This window comes from Citromicrobium bathyomarinum (assembly GCA_001306305.2).
Taxonomy (GTDB): domain Bacteria; phylum Pseudomonadota; class Alphaproteobacteria; order Sphingomonadales; family Sphingomonadaceae; genus Alteriqipengyuania; species Alteriqipengyuania bathyomarina.
Genome location: CP155577.1, coordinates 1,001,731 through 1,018,992, shown reverse-complemented (window position 1 = coordinate 1,018,992; position 17,262 = coordinate 1,001,731). Strand labels below are relative to the sequence as shown.

Sequence of the window (17,262 nt, the reverse complement as noted above, 5' to 3'; positions counted from 1 at the left end):
CTCGAATGCCTTTCTTTACCAAAAGCCGGCGGTCGAAACGTCGGCGGTGATTTTCTCCTATTATAGGATCGTCACCCGGCAAGATTTGCCCAGTGGCGATTTTCGAAGCAGTTTTTTCGGAGCGGCAAGCCGATGGATATTTCCTCATACGTTCTGCTCAGCCAGGAACAGGCGCTGAGGCGACGGATGGACATCGTCGCCAATAATCTGGCCAACACCTCGACCGTCGGCTTTCGCCGCGAACAGCCGATGTTCCGCGAATATGTGGAACGCGCCGACGAGGCGATCATCGACGATGCCAAACCGACCTCGTTCGTGCTCGATCTGCGCGCCATTCACGATACGTCGCTCGGCGCCTTCCAGCCGACCGGCAATCCGCTCGACGTGATGATCGACGGGCCGGGCTACCTCGCGGTGGAACTGCCCGACGGTGCAGGCACCGCCTATACACGCGCAGGCTTCGTCAGCGTTCTGGAAACCGGCGAACTCGCCACCGCTGGCGGCCAGCGTCTGCTCGACGAAGGCGGGCAGCCGATCGTGGTGCCGCCCGAAGAAGTCGGCCGCGTCTCAATCGCCGCCGATGGCAGCGTCATGGGCGCGAACGGAGCGCTCGGCCGCCTGGCGGTCACCGTATTCGACGACGAAACCGGTCTCGCCCCCAAGGGCGACGGACTTTACGCCGGTGCGGAAGGCCGCGTGCTCCCCGCCGAGGAAACCAAGCTTCGCAGCGGGGGAGTGGAAGGGTCCAACGTCCAGCCGATCGTGGAGACGACCGCGATGATCGACATCCTGCGGTCCTACCAGAACAGCGTCCGAATGACCGAAAGCCTCAACGACATGCGCAAGCGCGCGCTCGACCGGCTTGGCCGCGTCGGCTGACCCGCCTCACAAAGACAATCTCGAAGAAGGATAGAAAATCATGCGTTCGCTCTCGATCGCCGGCACCGGCATGCTCGCCCAGCAGACCAATGTCGACGTTATCTCCAACAACATCGCCAATATGAACACCACCGGGTTCAAGCGTCAGCGCGCCCAGTTCCAGGATTTGCTCTATCAGCAGGTCTCCCGTCCCGGGGCGTCTTCCGCCGGGCCCGAGGCGCGCGCGCCCACGGGCATTCAGATCGGCGCGGGCGTGCGCACCGGCGGCGTCTATCGCATCGCCGAACAGGGCGCGCTGGTGCAGACCGACAACCGCTTCGACCTGGCGATCCAGGGGCTTGGCTATTTCCAAGTCCAGATGCCGACCGGCGAGATCGGCTATACCCGCGACGGCACCTTCCAGCTGTCCGATCAGGGCGAGCTGGTCACCTCGCAGGGTCTCGTCGTGGAGCCGGGCATCACCATTCCGCAGGGCGCGGTCGATGTCGCGGTGTCGCGCACGGGCGAGGTCCAGATCAAGATCGCCGGCGAGACCGAGATGCAGACCGTCGGCCAGATCGAACTCGCCACCTTCGTCAACGAGGCCGGGTTGGAAGCCAAGGGCGACAACCTGTTCCTCGCCACGGCAGCGTCTGGCGAGCCGACCATCGCAGCGCCGGGCGAACCCGGCTTCGGCAGCGTGGCACAGGGTTTCGTCGAAGCCTCCAACGTCAATCCGGTCGCGGAAATCACCGCGCTCATCACCGCGCAGCGCGCCTATGAGATGAACAGCCGGGTCGTGAAGACCGCCGACGAAATGCTCGGCACGACGAGCCAGCTGCGCTGATGGCCCGGCGTTTCTTGCTCACCGCCCCGCTGCTCGCCGGGCTGGCGCTGCTGCCATGCGGCGCGCTCCACGCACAGAGCACGGGCGATGGCGTGGTGGCAGACGTTCTCACCCGCCCGATCCAGCGCGGCGACCTGCTGTCGGAGCGCGACTTCGCGCCCGAGGAAGTCACCGCAGCGCAGGCGCGGGGAAGCCTCGCCGCGCAGCAGGCGGCAGGCATGGAGGCGCGGCGCACGCTGCGCGCGGGAATGCCGGTGCGCGCGAGCGACCTCGCCGAACCGCGGCTCGTCAAACGGGGCGAGACGGTCAAGATCAGCGTGCGCGAAGGCGCGTTGACGATCACCGCCATGGGCCGCGCGCTGGCCGATGCCGCGCTGGGCGAGCAGGTGCGCGTCTTCAGCGAAGCCACCAACCAGACGCTTCAGGGTGTCGTCGAAGGCGCCGGCACCGTTCGTGTGCTCGCCCCCTGAGCCACAAGCCAAGGAAACTCAGATGAAAAAAGTCGTTACGATCGCCGTCACGGCGTCGCTGCTGTCGGGTTGCGGCACGATCGATCGCCTCAAGAATGTCGGCAAGGCACCGTCCATGTCGCCGGTAGAGGCCTACACCACCCCTGCTTACGAGCCGTCCATCGCAAGCACGGACCCAGTCCGGATGCGTGGAACCGTGCCGACCGCGCCCGCTCCGCAAGCTCCTGCCCAAGCTCAGGCCCCCAACGCCTCGCTGTTTCGCGCCGGCGCTGGGGAACTGTTTCAGGATCAGCGCGCCTCGCGCGTGGGCGACATCCTGACGGTAGAGATCAACATCGCCGACAAGGCCGAGTTCGGCAATTCGACCTCTCGCTCGCGTAGTGGCTCGGAAAGCATGGGCATCGGCGCCCTGCTCGGCCTGCAGGACCTCCTTCCCGGCAATCCTGCCCAGGCGGTCGATGCAACGTCGAACTCGGCCTCGGGCGGTCAGGGCAGCACCACCCGCAGCGAGACGATCAACATGACGATGGCGGCGATCGTCACCGACGTGCTCCCCAACGGCAATCTGGTGATCCGCGGACGGCAGGAGATGCGCGTCAATTTCGAGCTGCGCGAACTGATCGTGACCGGCATCGTGCGACCGCAGGACATCGCCAAGGGCAACACCATCCAGCACGGCAAGATCGCCGAGGCGCGGATCAGCTATGGCGGACGCGGCCAGCTGACCGATGTGCAGCAGGCGCGCTGGGGCCAGCAGATCTACGAAGCGCTGTTCCCGTTCTGATACGTCTTCGCGGAGAGGCAAAAATATCTGCCGATCCGCTTGGGATGGAGTGCCATTTCTTTCCAGAATGAAAGGCGCACCGCAGTTTTTGTTGTGCGTCGTGGCCAGCGCTTCTGGCCGGGACCGCAGAATGCGGTTCGCCTATCCAAGAAGGAAATGAAAAATGGCGTTCTCAGTCAATACCAACACCGGCGCGATGGCAGCTCTGCAGAGCCTGAACCAGACCAACAGGGGTCTGTCGCAGGTTCAGAGCCGTATCAACACCGGCCTGAACGTCGCATCGACCAAGGACGATTCAGCATCGTTCACGATTGCACAGTCTCTCCGCGGCGACGTGGGTGGTCTCTCGGCGGTCAATTCCTCGCTCAACCGGGGTAAGAGCACCGTCGACGTGGCGATTGCGGGTGCGGAGCAGATCTCCGACGTCCTCAATCAGATGAAGGCAAAGGCCATTCAGGCGTCGGATGACGGCCTGGATGCTGAAAGCCGTACCGCGATCAATGCCGACTACACGGCTCTGAAGGAGCAGATCACCACGATCATCGCTTCGTCGGAGTTCAACGGCACGAACGTTCTGAAGGATGACGCGACCTCGACCGGTAAGGTTTCCGCGCTGCAGTCGCTCGATACCACGAGCACGATCGGCGTGGCCAACCAGGCCTTCGACACCAACGTCACCACCGCCCTTGGCACCGGTCTCGGAACCAAAGCCGATGCCGATACCGCACTGACCGAAATCGCCACCGTGACCGCCACGGTGACGTCGACGCTGAGCACTCTGGGTTCGGCTTCGCGCAAGATCGAAGGGCAGCTGTCGTTCAACAGCAAGCTGTCCGACGTGATCGAGAGCGGTATCGGCAACCTCGTCGATGCCGATCTGGCCAAGGAATCGGCCAAGCTGCAGGCCCTGCAGGTCAAGCAGCAGCTGGGTGTCCAGGCTCTGTCGATCGCCAACCAGGCGCCGCAGACGATCACTTCGCTCTTCCGTTAATCGGTCGACGAAGTCCTTCCCCTTTCGGGGGGAAGGCCACCTGGGGCCGGGCGCAAGTCCGGCCCCTTTTGTTTTCCCGTCGCGCGATGCATGAAGCGCCGCCGACGCTGCCGAATGCGGCAGCAAGAACATCAGGCAGGTATCAGTACCCTTGGCGACGAACTTTCCCCGCATTCGCGAAATTGCCGATCCCTACGGGGAAGTCGTGCGGATCAGCGTAGAGCCCCATCCCGGTGGGGCCTTGATTCTGATAGATCGACCCAATGCCCCGCAGTCGGGCCAAGTCATGCTCGATGCCTACGGCGCGGATATCCTGCTCGGCTACATCATGTCGGCCCGCCTTGCCGTGCCGGGCACCATGCCCGAAGAAGAGATCGGGGGCGCCTTTCCGACCCGCTTCCAGCTGGAGCCCGAGCCTGAGGCAGCGGTGATCATCGACCAGCTCAATGCTGATGAACCGCTCAGGATCGTCCTGGCATTGTGGGATCGCGTATACGCCGAGCTGTGCATAGTCTGCGCGCATGCGCGCGAGCTGGGCCGGGGGCGGCAGTCCTACCTTCACTGACTGCGAGGCGTCTGTCGCGGGGCAGCCCAGGGTGCTGTCGAACAAGGTCGATCCGGGGCCCAGATCTCAGACTTGCACAGGATCAGCGCGGCCACGGGCACGGGCGAACGAGCGGCGCAAAATTGCACGCGGTCATCGTCCGGCAATCCGGTGGCCTTGTCTGCAAAAGAATGAAAAAAAATTGACCTCCGGGGCGGGCGAGAGACGGAACCGCATCTCTACGCCGCAAGAGGGAGGTGGAGAGTGCCCCGGAAGTCAGGCCTGGCAGAGGGAGACTGGGAAACTGCCGACCTTGTTACATTATAGAGGATTGTGCGGGCGCAGGGACGCGCTCGCACAATCTTTATTGACCTGCGACCACCCGAGCCAGCACGGAGGCAGGGAAGTTCAGGCCGTTGATGCCCAGCAACACCGCGCCATTGCGCGTCACCACCTCGTCGATGACACCGGTGCTGCGAACGCCCACCGGCACGTCCTGCCCTGCGCCGTCGACCGCACTGAGCGAGAGCGTATAGGCCCCCTCCGAGGCCGAGCCACCGCCGGTAAGCGAACCATCCCACACAAAATTGCCAGCGGTCGCCGGATCGAGTTCGCGCGTTTCGACCACGCTTCCGCGCGCATCGGTAATGGTCGCGGTCAGGCTCTGGATCGGGCGATCGGCAGACCAGGCCCACTGCGCGGGCGTTTCCCCAGAGAGGCCGGCGGTGCTGCTGTCGAGTTCCGCGCGCTGGCCCAGGAAGTTCGCCGACTGGGCGATATCCTGTGTCGAAAGCGCAGAGAGAATATCCTTCAGCGCGGCGGTCTGCTGGATCGACTGCTCGACCTGCGAATACTGCGTCAGCTGCTGGGTATATTCGGAGGTTTCCATCGGATCGAGCGGATCCTGGTTCTGCATCTGCGTGGTCAGCAGCTTCAGGAACATGTCGAAATTGGCGTTCAGTTCGGCTCCCGCCGCACCGCCGGTGCCATTGCCCGGCACGCCGGACGTCATCGAGGAAATTACTGTCATGTCTTGGTCCTCAAGCGAAGAGATCTAGGCTTCCGCTACCGAGGCGCTTCGCGCGGGCTGGCTGCGCGCCGTCATCGCCCTCGGTTTCGGATTGTGCGGTATTCGCACCGGAAGGAGTTTCGGGGCGGTTCTGCTGGCCCTGCTGGTCGCCACGACCCTGGCTGCGCGCCTCGAACTGGAAGGATTGGGCATCGGTACGCACGCCAGCATCACCCAGCGCACGGACCAGATCGCCACTATCGCGCCGCAGCATATCCAGCGCCGCGGCGCTCTCTGCGGTCACATGCGCGCGCATGGTGCCCTTGTCGTCGAACTGCAGGCGGATGTGGATCTCGCCCATTTCCGCCGGATCGAGGCGGATGGTGAGGCTGTCGCGACCATCGCGGCTGTGCCGGGCGATCTCGACGCCAAGCTGATGCCCGATCTCGCCCGGCCGGGCGGAGACGGTTCCGGGAACCGAGGCGGCGGGCCTGACGGTGTCTAGAGCCGGCTTGGCAGGATCAAGCCGGGGCTGGGCCAGCATGTCAGCCGTGCCCTCCCCGCCTTCACTTGCAGGGGCGGCGGCATCTGCGCCATTCTCTTTCACGAGCTGGGCAAAATCGCCGGTGTTACCGTTTTCAGGTGCCTTGGCCGCCGTGAAGCGGGGCGCAGCGACATCGGGGGCCTGGCGAGTGTCACGAGGGGACACCGAAATGTTGCTGTCGTCCTGAGCAATATCGTCCGCAATGGGTTCATCCGGAACCACAGAAGGCTGCCGCGCGGGGATCGCAGGGATCGCCTCGGCCACAGCATCTGCGGGCATCGCCACAACAACGTCGCGCGCCTCTGGCGTATCCTCAGCGCTCGGGACGACGTCGGGATCGCTCTCGGGCTGATCGACCGGCACAGGCTCAGCATCCGTGTGAACGGGCACCTGTTCGATCGCGGTGTCGGTGTTTTCACCGACAGGCGGGGCGGGCTGTTCGAGAGCCTGCTCGGGCGTTGCCTGCACAATCGGTTGCGCAATCGGCTGCGAGATAGGGTCTGGGCGAGCAGGGTTGGGCTGCGAGACGGGCTCCGCATCGCGCACCTGTTCAGCCGGCGCAGTCACGGGGCTGTCCCCCTCGGCCTGGACGCCCAGCGACGTCGGCAAGCCCTCGCCTTCCGGCGAAGGCTGGAGATCGGCGAGCTGGATGGCGCTCTGCCCGGGATTATCGGCGGGCGGCGCATCGACCGGCTGGGCAGATACGTCGGCCGCGACAGTGGTCGCCACCGGCGGCATTGCGGGATCGGGCATCAATGTCTGGCCCGCCATGCCAGAGGCAGCGGCGAGCTGGCCCGGGATCACACCAGGGCGCGCAAGCTGCTGGCTACCGTCGAGGATCATGCCCGGCATATTGCGCAGGCCTGCAAACCCGCTCAGCTGCGTCGCCTGCTGCGACGAAGGCGCAGTCAGCAGTGCCGCGAAGGAGGGGCCTTGCGAAGGGAATGGGGTGGCGCCCCCAGACAATCCAGAAGGGGAGCTGTTGCCGGGAACAAGCGAGAGGAGTTGGGTCATGCGGTCCTTTCGCCCGGGGGGCGCCTAAGAGCATTATAGGATGATGAAAGCGATCAGGGCGCTTCGAGCACATTTTGTTGACCGATGCTGCCAACCGAACGAACGCGGGTGCGCGGATGGATCTCGTTTTGCGAGAGAACCACGGTCGCAGGGCGCACGCGTTCGATGATCGAGCGCACGAACGGGCGGATAGACGGGCTGACGAGAAGACAGGGAATCTCGTTCCTCGCGGCCAGCGTGTCGTAGAGTTCACGCACCTGGGTGATGAAGCGCTGCAGGTTGGATGGAGCCATCGCGAGGTGACGTTCGTCCCCATCGCCGATGATGCTTTCGGCGAACTGCTGGTCCCAGTCGGGCGACAGGGTCAGGATCGGGATGAAACCGTCGCGGGTCTGCTGGGCGGAAATCTGCCGGGCCAGCCGGGCGCGGACGTGCTCGGTAATCTGGGTCAGGTTCTGCGTCAGCGGAGCGGTTTCGGCGATCGCTTCCAGAATGGTCGCCATGTCGCGCACGGAGACCCCTTCGGCGAGCAGGTTCTGCAGGATCCGCTGGATGCCAGAGATGCTGATCTTCGCAGGCACCAGGTCGGCGACCAGTTTCTCCGCGTCGGTATGCACCTCGTTCAGCAGTTTCTGCGTTTCGGTGTACGAAAGAAGCTCGGCGATATTGTCCTTCACCAGTTCCGCCAGATGGGTGGTGACGATGGTGCCGCAGTCGACCACGGTCAGATTGCGCAGGCCCGCCTCGTCGCGCAGTTCGCGATCGATCCACAGCGCGGGCAGGCCGAACACCGGCTCCTGCGCAGGGTCGCCCGGCAGGCCGACATCGCCGCCGCCCGGGTTGATGACCATCAGCTTGTCGAGCCGCAGCTCGCCCGCCGCGACCTCGGTCTCGCGGATGAAGACGCGATAGTCGTGCGCGCCCAGCCCCATATTGTCGATAATGCGCACGGCGGGCAGCACGAAGCCATAATCGGTCGCCATCTGGCGGCGCAGCGCGCGCACCTGATCGTCGAGCCGCGGCTCGGCGGCCGAACCCTTGATGATCGGCAGCAGGCCATAGCCCAGCTCAACCCGCACCGCGTCGATCGCGATGGTATTGGCAATGGGTTCCTCGGTCTCGGCCGAAGCGATCTCGGCCTGGGCCTTCTCGGCCTGTTCGTGCGCAAGCTGCTGCTTGTGCTTGCGGCTGGCCCACCAGCCGTAATAGCCGCTGGCGGCGGACACGAAGGCGAAGGGCAGGAAGGGGAAACCGGGCAGCAGCGCGAACGCCCCCATCAGCACAGACACCATGGCGAACGCCTTGGGATAACGGCCCAGCTGTTCGCCCAGCGCATTGCCGGTCTTGCCCGACATGCCGCCCTTGGAGACGAGCAGGCCCGCAGCGGTCGAGACGATCAGCGCCGGGATCTGGCTGACCAGTCCATCACCGACCGTCAGCAGAGTATAGGTGGTGAAGGCTTCGCCGAACTCGACGCCGTGGATCGCCACGCCGACGATCAGCCCGACGATCACGTTGATCGCGGTGATCAGCAGCCCGGCGATGGCATCGCCCTTAACGAACTTGGAGGCACCATCCATCGCGCCAAAGAAACCGCTTTCGGCTTCCAGTTCCTTGCGACGCTCTCGCGCCTGTTCTTCGCTGATCATCCCCGCGCCCAGATCGGCGTCGATCGCCATCTGCTTGCCCGGCATCGCATCGAGGCTGAAGCGTGCGGCGACTTCCGCGATGCGCCCGGCGCCCTTGGTGATGACGACGAAGTTGATCACCACCAGGATGATGAAGATGGTGAGGCCGATGACGGTCTCGCCGCCGATCAGGAACTGCCCGAAAGCGCCGATCACGCCGCCTGCGGCCTGTGGCCCTTCGTGCCCGTGGCCCAGGATCAGCCGGGTGGACGCGAGGTTCAGGCCCAGGCGCAGCATGGTCGCGATCAGCAGGATCGTCGGAAATGCCGAAAGCTGCAGCGGCTTCTCGATGAACAGCGAGGTCATCAGGATCATCACCGACAGCGTGATCGAGATCGCGAGCCCGAAATCGAGCAACCACGCCGGCATCGGCAGGATCAGCATCGCAATGATGCCGATCACACCGATCGCCAGCGCGAGATCGCGGTTGGCACCGATGCGTTCGAGGAAGCTGGTCAGATTCTGGGGCATGGCACGGGCGACCTGTTACGAGGGTATTACTTGGACGGGGCGACGCTGATGCCCGCCTGAACGAAGCTGTTGATCTTGTTGCGCATCGTGCGCACCGAAATGCCCAGGATCGACGAGGCAGACGTCCGATTGCCGCCGCACCGCTCCAGCGTGTGGAGGATCAGCTCGCGTTCGACCTCTGCGACCGTATGGCCGACCAGCTGTTCGACATGGAGACCGTCTTCGCCGACCGGACGGTCAGGCTCGATCGGCGAACCATCGGCGTGCACCAGCGCCTCGGCACCGATGGTGCCCGATCGCGCGAGCAGGATGGCACGATGAATGGTCGTCTCAAGCTCGCTGACATTGCCGGGCCAGGTATAGCCTGCAAGCACGCGAGCTGCCGTGTCATCGAAGCCGGGCACCGGCATCGCGTAAACGTCGGCGAACTGCGCAGCGAAATGCCGAGCGAGCTCAATGACATCCTGCCCCCGGGCGCGCAGCGGCGGCATCCCGATCTCTGCCAAGCCAAGCCGGGCGTGCAGGTCCGCGCGGAACCGGCCCTGCTCAACCAGCGACCCGAGATCCACGGTTGAACTGGTGATCAGGCGCGCGCCTTGGCGGGTGCTTCCCGGCGCACGGGTTTGCCTCGTTTGCAGCACGTCGAGCAGCCGCGCCTGCAAGGTCGGGCAGAGTGCTTCGACACCGCGCACGAAAATCGTGCCGCCTTCCGCCTCGTCCACACGGCCCACCCGACGCGCAATCGCGCCAGGAAAAGCGCCGGGCTCGTGACCGAACAGCTCCGATTCGAGCATTTCGGGCGACACGCCATGGCACTCGACGGTCACGAAATGGCCTGCTCTGCCAGAGCTGGCATGAACCAGCCGGGCCATGACTTCCTTGCCGGTCCCCGGTTCCCCCCGGATCAGAATCGGCGCGGCGGTGGCGGCCATGGACGTTGCAAACTCCATCGCCTGCCGCATCGCCTCGCACGCGCCGATCATCTGGCGAGAGGGGCGCGCGACGGACATGATGGCCGCTGCAATCAGATCGCGGTCGGGCGGCAGTGGCAGATAATCGCGCGCGCCGCCGCGCACGGCGGCCACAGCCCTCTGGGCACTGGCATCGATGCCGCAGGCGATCGTGGGAACAGCGATGCGTTCGGCATGCAGCGCGGCAATGAAGCCGGGCACGTCCAGCGCCACGTCGATCATCACCAGATCCCCGCCAGCACGACGCAGCAGGTCCATTGCCGAGCGCTCGTCATCCGCCATGGTGACAAGAGCACCCGTCTCGCGCGCCATATGCGCCGCTTGCCGGAAGATCGAGTGCTGCGCGCCGACCAGCGTCATGCGCACCGGAGTTGAGAGAGATCCGTTCATCAGTCGTCTTCGTGCACGATCTCGGTCAGGGTCACGCCCAGCGCTTTGTCGATCAGAACCACCTCGCCACGGGCGATCAGGCGGTTGCTGACGAAGATGTCGACCGGCTCGCCAACCTTGCGATCCAGTTCGACCACGCGTCCCGGAGCGATACTCATCAGTTCGGAGACGGTCATACGGGCGCGGCCCAGCACGGCCTGCATCTTGACCGGCACTTCGTGGACCGCGTCGAGCCCAAGCGCGCCACCGTCACCCTCGTACACGGCAAGATCCTCCAGCGGTTCGGGCGCAGCGGTCTCTCCAAGAGACGGCAGGTCAACGAAGGCTTCCGAGTTCTGCTCGATCGGAGCGGCGGCGATGTCATTGTCCATTTCGGTCATGAGAGTATCCTTCAGGCGCTAAGCCATTGGCGAACGACGGCGGCGGATTCGGCCGGGCTGGCGGCAACGGCATCGCCGATTTTCTTGAGTGCCGAGGCCTTGAGCTTGCCTTCGACTTGAGCGAGCGCAATTTCGTCATCCAGCTCGGGACCGCTCAGCGCGGGGGCCCCGTCGTTTTCGAGCTGCTCCTCGCCGCCCCGCCCCTCGGGGGTCAGGTCGATCACGTTCTGCTCTGGCGACGGCAGCTGACCGGCGGCGGACGCGGGCACGTTCTTGGGGCGCAGCATCCGCAGGACGAACAGGCCGACCACTGCGATCACCAGCAGCTTGCCCAGATCGAACAGCTGGCCAAGCGGAAGGTCGGACCAAAAGTCTCCTTCGGCATCGGCAATTTCATCGGGCTGGGCGAAAGGCATGCTTTCCACAATCACGCTGTCGCCACGCTCTGCATCATAGCCGACGGCGTTCTCGACCAGCCGGGTCAGGCGCTGGACCTGCGGCGCAGGCAGACCCTGTTCACCACCATCGACCATCACGGCCACGGTCAGGCGAGAAACCTTGCCCGGCGTGCGGGTTGTCAGCGTGCGACGGCTGCTGTTCTGGAAGGTAATGTCTTCGGAGGTTTCGTTGCGGGCGCTCTCGCGGGTGTCACCGCCGCCACCCATGACGTCGCCGCCTTCGGGAAGCTGCGCGCCCACCGTGACGCCCGGGGTAGCACCAGCGTTTTCACGGTTCTGGTCACCGGATTCGACCGAGATCTGGCGGGCGATCACCTGCGTGTCGGGATCGAACACTTCGGACTCTTCGCGGGTCTGATCGCGGTCGATTTCGGCGGAGACTTCCGCGCGGACCTTGCCCACGCCCACGATCGGTTCGATCAGCGCCTCGATCTGGCTGCGAATGCGCGCCTCGGTGGCAACCTGGCGTTCGTCGGCCTGGCTGGCGCCGGCTTCGCCCGCCTCTCCAGCCCGCGCCAACAGCGCGCCGGTCTGGTCGACGATGGAAATCGATTCCGGCGACAATTCGGGCACGGCTGCGGCGACCAGATAGCGGATCGCCTCGACATTGCCGGACGACAGCTTGCCGCGGGTCTTGACGGTTACAGACGCGCTCGCCTTGCGCGCTTCGGGCGCGAACAATGCGCGTTCGGGCATGACCAGATGGACCCGAGCGTTGACGATCGACTGCAAGGTCGCGATCGAACGCCCAAGCTCGCCCTCGATAGCGCGGGTCTCATTCATCTTCTCGCGAGAAGACGACACGCCGAAGGCCTGCTGGGTGTCGAGCACTTCATAGCCGATCGCACCGCCCAACTGTTCGCCCGCCATGCTCATCCGCAATTCGGGAAGGCGATTTTCCGGGGCCATCACGGCAGTGCCGTCGCCCGACAGCGAGAACGGCACGTTCTGCGCTCGCAGCTTCTCGGTAATCGCCTGCGCCGCCGTCGGGTCCAGATCGGTGTAGAGATAACCCATCTTGTCGGACGAGCCACCGCTCATCGCGACCATCGCCAGTGCTGCGAGCAGCGCGAACGCCACGCCGCCCATCATCAGCACCCGGCGTGGCCCGAGTTGTCCGGCAAAGTTGCGCAGTGCTTCCAAGGTGACCCCGTAGGATTGCGCCGACAAAATCGCCGGCTCTCGGGATCATTATAGAAAGGCTGCGGGGCGGCATTTTTTGCCGGTGGGAAATTTTTGCCGGGTGCACAAAAGCCCGGCGCGCCAGGTCACTCGGGGGAGTGATCCATGATCGGAGCAAGCTCGTCCAGCACCGCTTGGCGGCGGCTCTGCGCATCGACGATCACCCCGCCACGATCCCAGCGCAGCACCGCATCGCCGGGGGCGAGCGATGCGTCGCCGGATACGACCAGCGCCAGACGACGGCGGTCGCGGCTCTGCCGCTCGGCGATCCGCGCCTCGATATCCTCGACCAGATCCGGGTGGACTTTTACATCGATCTCCTGCCCTCGGGCGACCTGCGCGAGCGCGCGCCCGATCGCTTCGTCGACCGCGCCACCGGGCTGCTGCGCAACAGCCTGTCCGGCCAGCGCTTCGGCCGCCGCAAAGGCGACCTCGATCGCATCGGCCTCGGCCTGGGCCTGCAATTCTCCGGACTGCTCGGAAAGCTCGTCCAGCGATGCCTGAACCGCATCCAGCGCAGAAAGGATCGCCGCATCTCGTTCTGCGCGCACATGGCTGCACCCGGCCTCGAACGCTTCGGTTCTTGTCCGGGCCAGTTCTTCCGCATGGCTCTCTTCGATCCGGGCGATCTGCCTGCGCAGGGTATCTACGTCGTGCGCCAACTCGGCCGCGTCGGTCTTGCGTCGATATTGCCGTGCCGGTTCGCGAACCGGCATCGCAAACGTGCGGTCGAAGCCGAACGGCCGGACATGAAGGTTATGATCGTGCATCGTCATGCGATCAGTAGATCATCGATTCATCGGACTTCGGATCGACCAGAACGATCTCTCCCCGATCGGCAAGGGATTTGGCCAGGCGGACAAGCGCGGCTTGCGCCTCGTCGCATTCGCGTGCGCGCACCGGGCCCATCGCGCTCATGTCTTCGCGCAGCATCTTGGCCGCGCGCTCGGTCATCGCACCCAGGAACAGCGTGCGTATTTCTTCCGGCGCGCCCTTCAGTGCCAGCGCCATTTCGCGCTTATCGGCGTTCTTCACGATCGTGGCGATCGATGCGGTCAGGAGATTGCCCAGATCCTCGAAGGTGAACATCAGCGCGCGGATGCGCTCCGCCGATTCCGCATTGCACTCTTCGAGCGCGCTGAGCATCCGCTCCTCGGCGGACCGGTCGAGCGCGTTGAACACCTCGGCCATCATCTCGTGCGGGTCGCGCTTCTGGGAGCGCGCCAGATTGGTCATGAACTCGCTCTTGAGCGTCTGCTCGATCTCGGCGACGATTTCCTTCTGGACCGGCTCCATCCGCAGCATTCGCTGGATGACGTCGGTCGCGAAGTCGCTGGGCAGTTCGGAAAGCACGCGCGCTGCATGCTCGGCACGCAGCTTGCTGAGGATCACCGACACGGTCTGTGGGTATTCGTTGCGGAGATAGGCGGCGAGAACCGCCTCGTTCACATTGGACAGCTTGTCCCACATGGTGCGGCCCGAGGGACCACGGATGTCCTCCATGATCTCCTTGACCTTGTCTTCGCCGAGGATGCCGGAGAGCAGTCGCTCTGTCGTCTCGTACGATCCGTGCAGCGACGACATGCTGGAGACTTCGCTGCTGAACTGGACCAGCAAGTGCTCCACCGCCACGGCCGGCAACCGGCCCAGCTGCGCGATCCCGGCGGACAGTTCCTTGATCTCGTCGTTGTTCAGCTGCTCCCAGATCGGTGCCCCGTGTTCCTGGCCGAGCGCGAGCATCAGCGCAGCAGCACGCTGCGGCCCCGAATATTTCTTGAGCTCGGCAGGCTCCACGAGATTGGCGGCCATGGTCATGTCAGTTCCCCAGAGAAAGAAATCCCAGCGCCCATCCCGCATGATGGGAGCGCTCGTCCTATTATAGAGGAACGAACAGCCGATTGGACGGACGTAGCAAGAAGGTGCCGACAAACCTCAACAGCAGCCTCGCAGGCCTCAGCCTGCTCAGCGGAACCAACAGTTTCGCGATGTTCTCACCCGGATCGGGAGGGTTCGAAACGCTCGCCGTTCGGCGAGCAAAAGCGAACTTCTCGACGCCCGAAACCACGCCGCCGTGGAAGGAGGCCCAGCCCAGAACGTCGCTGTCATCGCAGGTTTCCGCAATCCGGCGCATGTCGTCGATAATCGATGCAGGGCCCACCGGCGCCCGCAAGCTGCCGAGCGATGTGGCCACCGCCTTCACCACCTACCGCGCGCTAGACCGGCTCCGCATGCTCGCAGAAGCCGCGACCGCTGGGCCCACGGACTCCGTGCGCGAGACGCTGCAGGGCGTGTTCGCAAAGGGGTTGCAGGATCTTGAGGCCTTCGTCGCCTCCGCACCCCGCGAAAAGCTGACTCTCGCCTTTGACGAGCCCAGCACCAGCGTCCGCTCTGTCGCGGTCGCCGCGGATGCTCCCATTGGCACCATCGCGGGCAAGGGCGTGGCCGAAGCGCGCGATGCGCCGCTCACCGCGCTTACGGGTACGGAACGCTTCGCCATCACCATTCGTCGCGGCGATGCGAGCGACGTGATCAATGTCGACCTGGCCGGAGGGCCGCAGCCGCCCACGCTGGATTCGATTTCGGGCTCGATCAACGATGCGATCGCCGCCGTGCCGATGCGTGCACCCGACGGCAGCGTCAACCTCGACGCAGACGGCAACCCGGTGCCCCGCTGGCTGGTCCGCTTCGTGCCGGACAAGAGCACCGGAAGCTGGGGCTTCAAGATCGAGAACCCGGGCCTGGAAGAGGTTTCGATCGACCAGATCGATGCGCCCGATGCGCTGATGGTGGTCACCGGCCAGACCGATCCCGATGCCCCCCCATCGACGCAGGTGATGCGGATATCCGATCCGGCAGGCGCGGCCCAACGATCGACCCTGTCCCAGATCGCCGGGCTCGACCGGCTGGCGACTGAACGTGCGGAGCTGAATGCGCCGAAATATGCGCCGATCGAGGGCGTTGAACCGCCTTCGACAGAGCGATTTGCCGCCACCACTGCGCAATCGGTCGTCACTGCTGCCGACGGCTCCAGTTTCGTCGTCGGCACGACTTCGGGCGATCTCGATTCCAACCGGGTCGCCGGTTCGCAAGACCTGTTTCTGACTAAGCTCGACAGCGAGGGCGCAGTGGTCTGGCAACGCGCGCTTGGTGCCAGCGGCTCTGCCAGCGGTGCGGCGGTCGCCCTCGGCCCGGATGGCCAGATCGTGGTGGCCGGCACGGTGACCGGCAGCTTCGACGGGGCCAACACCGACGGCGACATGATGGTCGCGCGCTTCGACGCGAACGGCGCGGAGCTGTCCTCCACCGTCATTCGTGCGGTTGGCAGTGACAGCGCAAGCGCGCTCGCGGTTGCCGCAGACGGTTCGATCTTCGTCGGCGGGCGCGGCGCGACGGGCGGCGGCGATGCGTTCATCGCCCGCCTCGACGCCGATGGTCAGCTGCGCGAGCGCCGCCGGATCGACAGCGGCGGCAGCGACACGGTCAATGCGCTGGCGATCGGAAGCAATGGCGAGCTGCTCGCGCTCACCAGCGAAGGCGGCGTCGGCACGCTGCGACGGATCGACAGCACCTCTCTGGTCAACGATCTCGGCTCGATGGATCTCGGTCGGGTCGATGCCCGCGTGCTGGCGGTCGCCGCCGACGGCACCATCGGGATCGGCGGCTCGGCCTCCAGCGCGGTGACCGGCAACCAGCTCAACGCAATGCAGGGCGGGCGCGACGGGTTCGTCGCGCGGGTCAGCGCCGATCTCGCCACCAGCGACGTCAGCTATATCGCCACCGGGGCAGACGAGCGGGTGGACAGCATCGCGTTCATGGGCGGCAGTCTCTACGCTGGCGGACGGACCACGGGCGACCTTGGCGGGACGCGCAGCGGCACGAGCGACGGGTTCGTCGCACGGCTGGATGCCGGAACCGGCGCGATCGCCAATATCCAGCAATTCGGCCTCGCCACCCGCACGACCGAGCCGGTCCGCATCGCCGCGGCCACCAGCGGGTCGACCGTGCTGGGCGCGCTCGGTCTGAAGCGCGGGCGGCTCGACAGCACCGATTCCCCCCTGCTGACCTCGCAGACCAGCCTGCGCGCAGGGGACCAGTTCTCGATCAAGGTCAACGACGGAATCGCACGGCAGATCACCATCGCCGCAGACGAGACCATGGCGACCTTGTCGCAGAAGATCAGCCGTATCACCGGCACCAAGGCGACTGTCACCACGCCATCGGGCGATGATGGCCGCACTCTGAGCATTACCGCGAAGGCAGGTCAGGCGATCGAGCTGGTCAGTGGCGGTGAAGGGCGCGATGCGCTCGCCAAGCTGGGTCTGCCCGAAGCGAAGCTTGTCGCACCGCCGGCCTACGACAAGCGCGCACCCAAGGTTGTGCCGGGCGGCAGCTACGGCCTCGACCTGACTCATGCGTTCGACATTTCGACCCGCGAAGGCGCGGCGCTTGCCACGAAACGCATCAAGAGCGCGATCTCGATGACGCAGACCGCCTATCGCTCGCTCTACTGGGACGATGGGAAGGCCGCGATCGTGAATGGCGGCGCCGGTTCCACCGGCGGCGCATCCCCGCGCCAGCTGGCGCAGATCGCAAACTATCAGGATGCGCTCGCCCGCATCAGCAGCCTTACCGCCGGGTTCAACTCCGGCGGCTTGTTCTAA

The 17,262-nt window shown here is 65.2% G+C and carries 15 protein-coding genes; 7 read left to right on the top strand and 8 right to left on the bottom strand.

Features of this window, described 5'->3' with window-relative positions:
- The first annotated feature begins 132 nt into the window (after positions 1-132).
- The 6 genes from VO57_005270 (at position 133) to VO57_005245 (ending at position 4,515) form a co-directional block, all read left to right on the top strand.
- Complete coding sequence (locus tag VO57_005270; protein XBL70752.1) at positions 133-879, top strand: flagellar hook-basal body complex protein; 747 nt, start codon at positions 133-135, stop codon at positions 877-879.
- A 40-nt stretch (positions 880-919) separates the two neighbouring features.
- The gene (flgG, locus tag VO57_005265) at positions 920-1,705 is read left to right on the top strand and encodes a flagellar basal-body rod protein FlgG (protein XBL70751.1); all 786 of its coding nucleotides are present in this window, start codon (positions 920-922) and stop codon (positions 1,703-1,705) included.
- Positions 1,705-2,175 carry a flagellar basal body P-ring formation chaperone FlgA gene (flgA, locus tag VO57_005260; protein XBL70750.1) on the top strand — a complete coding sequence of 157 codons (471 nt, stop codon included), beginning with the start codon at positions 1,705-1,707 and terminating at the stop codon, positions 2,173-2,175. The genes flgG and flgA overlap by 1 nt, the downstream gene beginning before the upstream one ends.
- Positions 2,176-2,197: 22 nt before the next feature.
- Positions 2,198-2,959 (top strand): flagellar basal body L-ring protein FlgH, encoded by a 762-nt coding sequence (gene flgH, locus VO57_005255; GenBank protein XBL70749.1) that lies wholly within the window; start codon positions 2,198-2,200, stop codon positions 2,957-2,959.
- A gap of 163 nt (positions 2,960-3,122) precedes the next feature.
- Positions 3,123-3,950, top strand: coding sequence for a flagellin (locus tag VO57_005250; GenBank protein ID XBL70748.1), 828 nt, complete (start codon positions 3,123-3,125; stop codon positions 3,948-3,950).
- Between the two features lie 286 nt (positions 3,951-4,236).
- On the top strand, positions 4,237-4,515 hold the full coding sequence (locus VO57_005245; GenBank protein ID XBL70747.1) for a hypothetical protein: 279 nt from the start codon (positions 4,237-4,239) through the stop codon (positions 4,513-4,515).
- A 343-nt stretch (positions 4,516-4,858) separates the two neighbouring features.
- Here the strand turns inward: VO57_005245 and VO57_005240 are convergent, their stop codons facing one another.
- The 8 genes from VO57_005240 to VO57_005205 form a co-directional block, all read right to left on the bottom strand.
- Complete coding sequence (locus tag VO57_005240; protein XBL70746.1) at positions 4,859-5,524, bottom strand: flagellar hook capping FlgD N-terminal domain-containing protein; 666 nt, start codon at positions 5,522-5,524, stop codon at positions 4,859-4,861.
- Positions 5,525-5,534: 10 nt separating this feature from the next.
- Positions 5,535-6,899 carry a flagellar hook-length control protein FliK gene (locus VO57_005235; protein ID XBL70745.1) on the bottom strand — a complete coding sequence of 455 codons (1,365 nt, stop codon included), beginning with the start codon at positions 6,897-6,899 and terminating at the stop codon, positions 5,535-5,537.
- A 215-nt stretch (positions 6,900-7,114) separates the two neighbouring features.
- On the bottom strand, positions 7,115-9,220 hold the full coding sequence (flhA, locus tag VO57_005230; GenBank protein XBL70744.1) for a flagellar biosynthesis protein FlhA: 2,106 nt from the start codon (positions 9,218-9,220) through the stop codon (positions 7,115-7,117).
- Positions 9,221-9,246: 26 nt separating this feature from the next.
- Complete coding sequence (locus VO57_005225; protein XBL70743.1) at positions 9,247-10,581, bottom strand: sigma-54 dependent transcriptional regulator; 1,335 nt, start codon at positions 10,579-10,581, stop codon at positions 9,247-9,249.
- Positions 10,581-10,952 carry a flagellar motor switch protein FliN gene (gene fliN, locus VO57_005220; GenBank protein ID XBL71292.1) on the bottom strand — a complete coding sequence of 124 codons (372 nt, stop codon included), beginning with the start codon at positions 10,950-10,952 and terminating at the stop codon, positions 10,581-10,583. Before fliN ends, VO57_005225 begins: the two co-directional genes overlap by 1 nt.
- A 20-nt stretch (positions 10,953-10,972) precedes the next feature.
- Positions 10,973-12,508 (bottom strand): flagellar basal-body MS-ring/collar protein FliF, encoded by a 1,536-nt coding sequence (gene fliF, locus VO57_005215; GenBank protein ID XBL71291.1) that lies wholly within the window; start codon positions 12,506-12,508, stop codon positions 10,973-10,975.
- Between the two features lie 179 nt (positions 12,509-12,687).
- Positions 12,688-13,377, bottom strand: coding sequence for a FliH/SctL family protein (locus VO57_005210; protein ID XBL70742.1), 690 nt, complete (start codon positions 13,375-13,377; stop codon positions 12,688-12,690).
- 4 nt (positions 13,378-13,381) lie between these two features.
- Complete coding sequence (locus tag VO57_005205) at positions 13,382-14,416, bottom strand: flagellar motor switch protein FliG (protein ID XBL70741.1); 1,035 nt, start codon at positions 14,414-14,416, stop codon at positions 13,382-13,384.
- 83 nt (positions 14,417-14,499) lie between these two features.
- On the opposite strand from VO57_005205, the gene VO57_005200 reads away from it, so the two are divergent.
- Positions 14,500-17,262 (top strand): hypothetical protein, encoded by a 2,763-nt coding sequence (locus tag VO57_005200; GenBank protein XBL70740.1) that lies wholly within the window; start codon positions 14,500-14,502, stop codon positions 17,260-17,262.

Excerpts from the sequence above, each read along its gene's own strand:
- VO57_005205 (XBL70741.1), bottom strand. The coding sequence starts at position 14,416 with ATGACCATGGCCGCCAATCTCGTGGAGCCTGCCGAGCTCAAGAAATAT.
- VO57_005250 (XBL70748.1), top strand. The coding sequence starts at position 3,123 with ATGGCGTTCTCAGTCAATACCAACACCGGCGCGATGGCAGCTCTGCAG.
- flgH (XBL70749.1), top strand. The coding sequence starts at position 2,198 with ATGAAAAAAGTCGTTACGATCGCCGTCACGGCGTCGCTGCTGTCGGGT.
- fliN (XBL71292.1), bottom strand. The coding sequence starts at position 10,952 with ATGGACAATGACATCGCCGCCGCTCCGATCGAGCAGAACTCGGAAGCC.
- flgG (XBL70751.1), top strand. The coding sequence starts at position 920 with ATGCGTTCGCTCTCGATCGCCGGCACCGGCATGCTCGCCCAGCAGACC.
- flhA (XBL70744.1), bottom strand. The coding sequence starts at position 9,220 with ATGCCCCAGAATCTGACCAGCTTCCTCGAACGCATCGGTGCCAACCGC.
- fliF (XBL71291.1), bottom strand. The coding sequence starts at position 12,508 with ATGGGCGGCGTGGCGTTCGCGCTGCTCGCAGCACTGGCGATGGTCGCG.
- VO57_005240 (XBL70746.1), bottom strand. The coding sequence starts at position 5,524 with ATGACAGTAATTTCCTCGATGACGTCCGGCGTGCCGGGCAATGGCACC.
- flgA (XBL70750.1), top strand. The coding sequence starts at position 1,705 with ATGGCCCGGCGTTTCTTGCTCACCGCCCCGCTGCTCGCCGGGCTGGCG.
- VO57_005235 (XBL70745.1), bottom strand. The coding sequence starts at position 6,899 with ATGCCGGGCATGATCCTCGACGGTAGCCAGCAGCTTGCGCGCCCTGGT.
- VO57_005225 (XBL70743.1), bottom strand. The coding sequence starts at position 10,581 with ATGAACGGATCTCTCTCAACTCCGGTGCGCATGACGCTGGTCGGCGCG.
- VO57_005245 (XBL70747.1), top strand. The coding sequence starts at position 4,237 with ATGCTCGATGCCTACGGCGCGGATATCCTGCTCGGCTACATCATGTCG.
- VO57_005210 (XBL70742.1), bottom strand. The coding sequence starts at position 13,377 with ATGACGATGCACGATCATAACCTTCATGTCCGGCCGTTCGGCTTCGAC.
- VO57_005270 (XBL70752.1), top strand. The coding sequence starts at position 133 with ATGGATATTTCCTCATACGTTCTGCTCAGCCAGGAACAGGCGCTGAGG.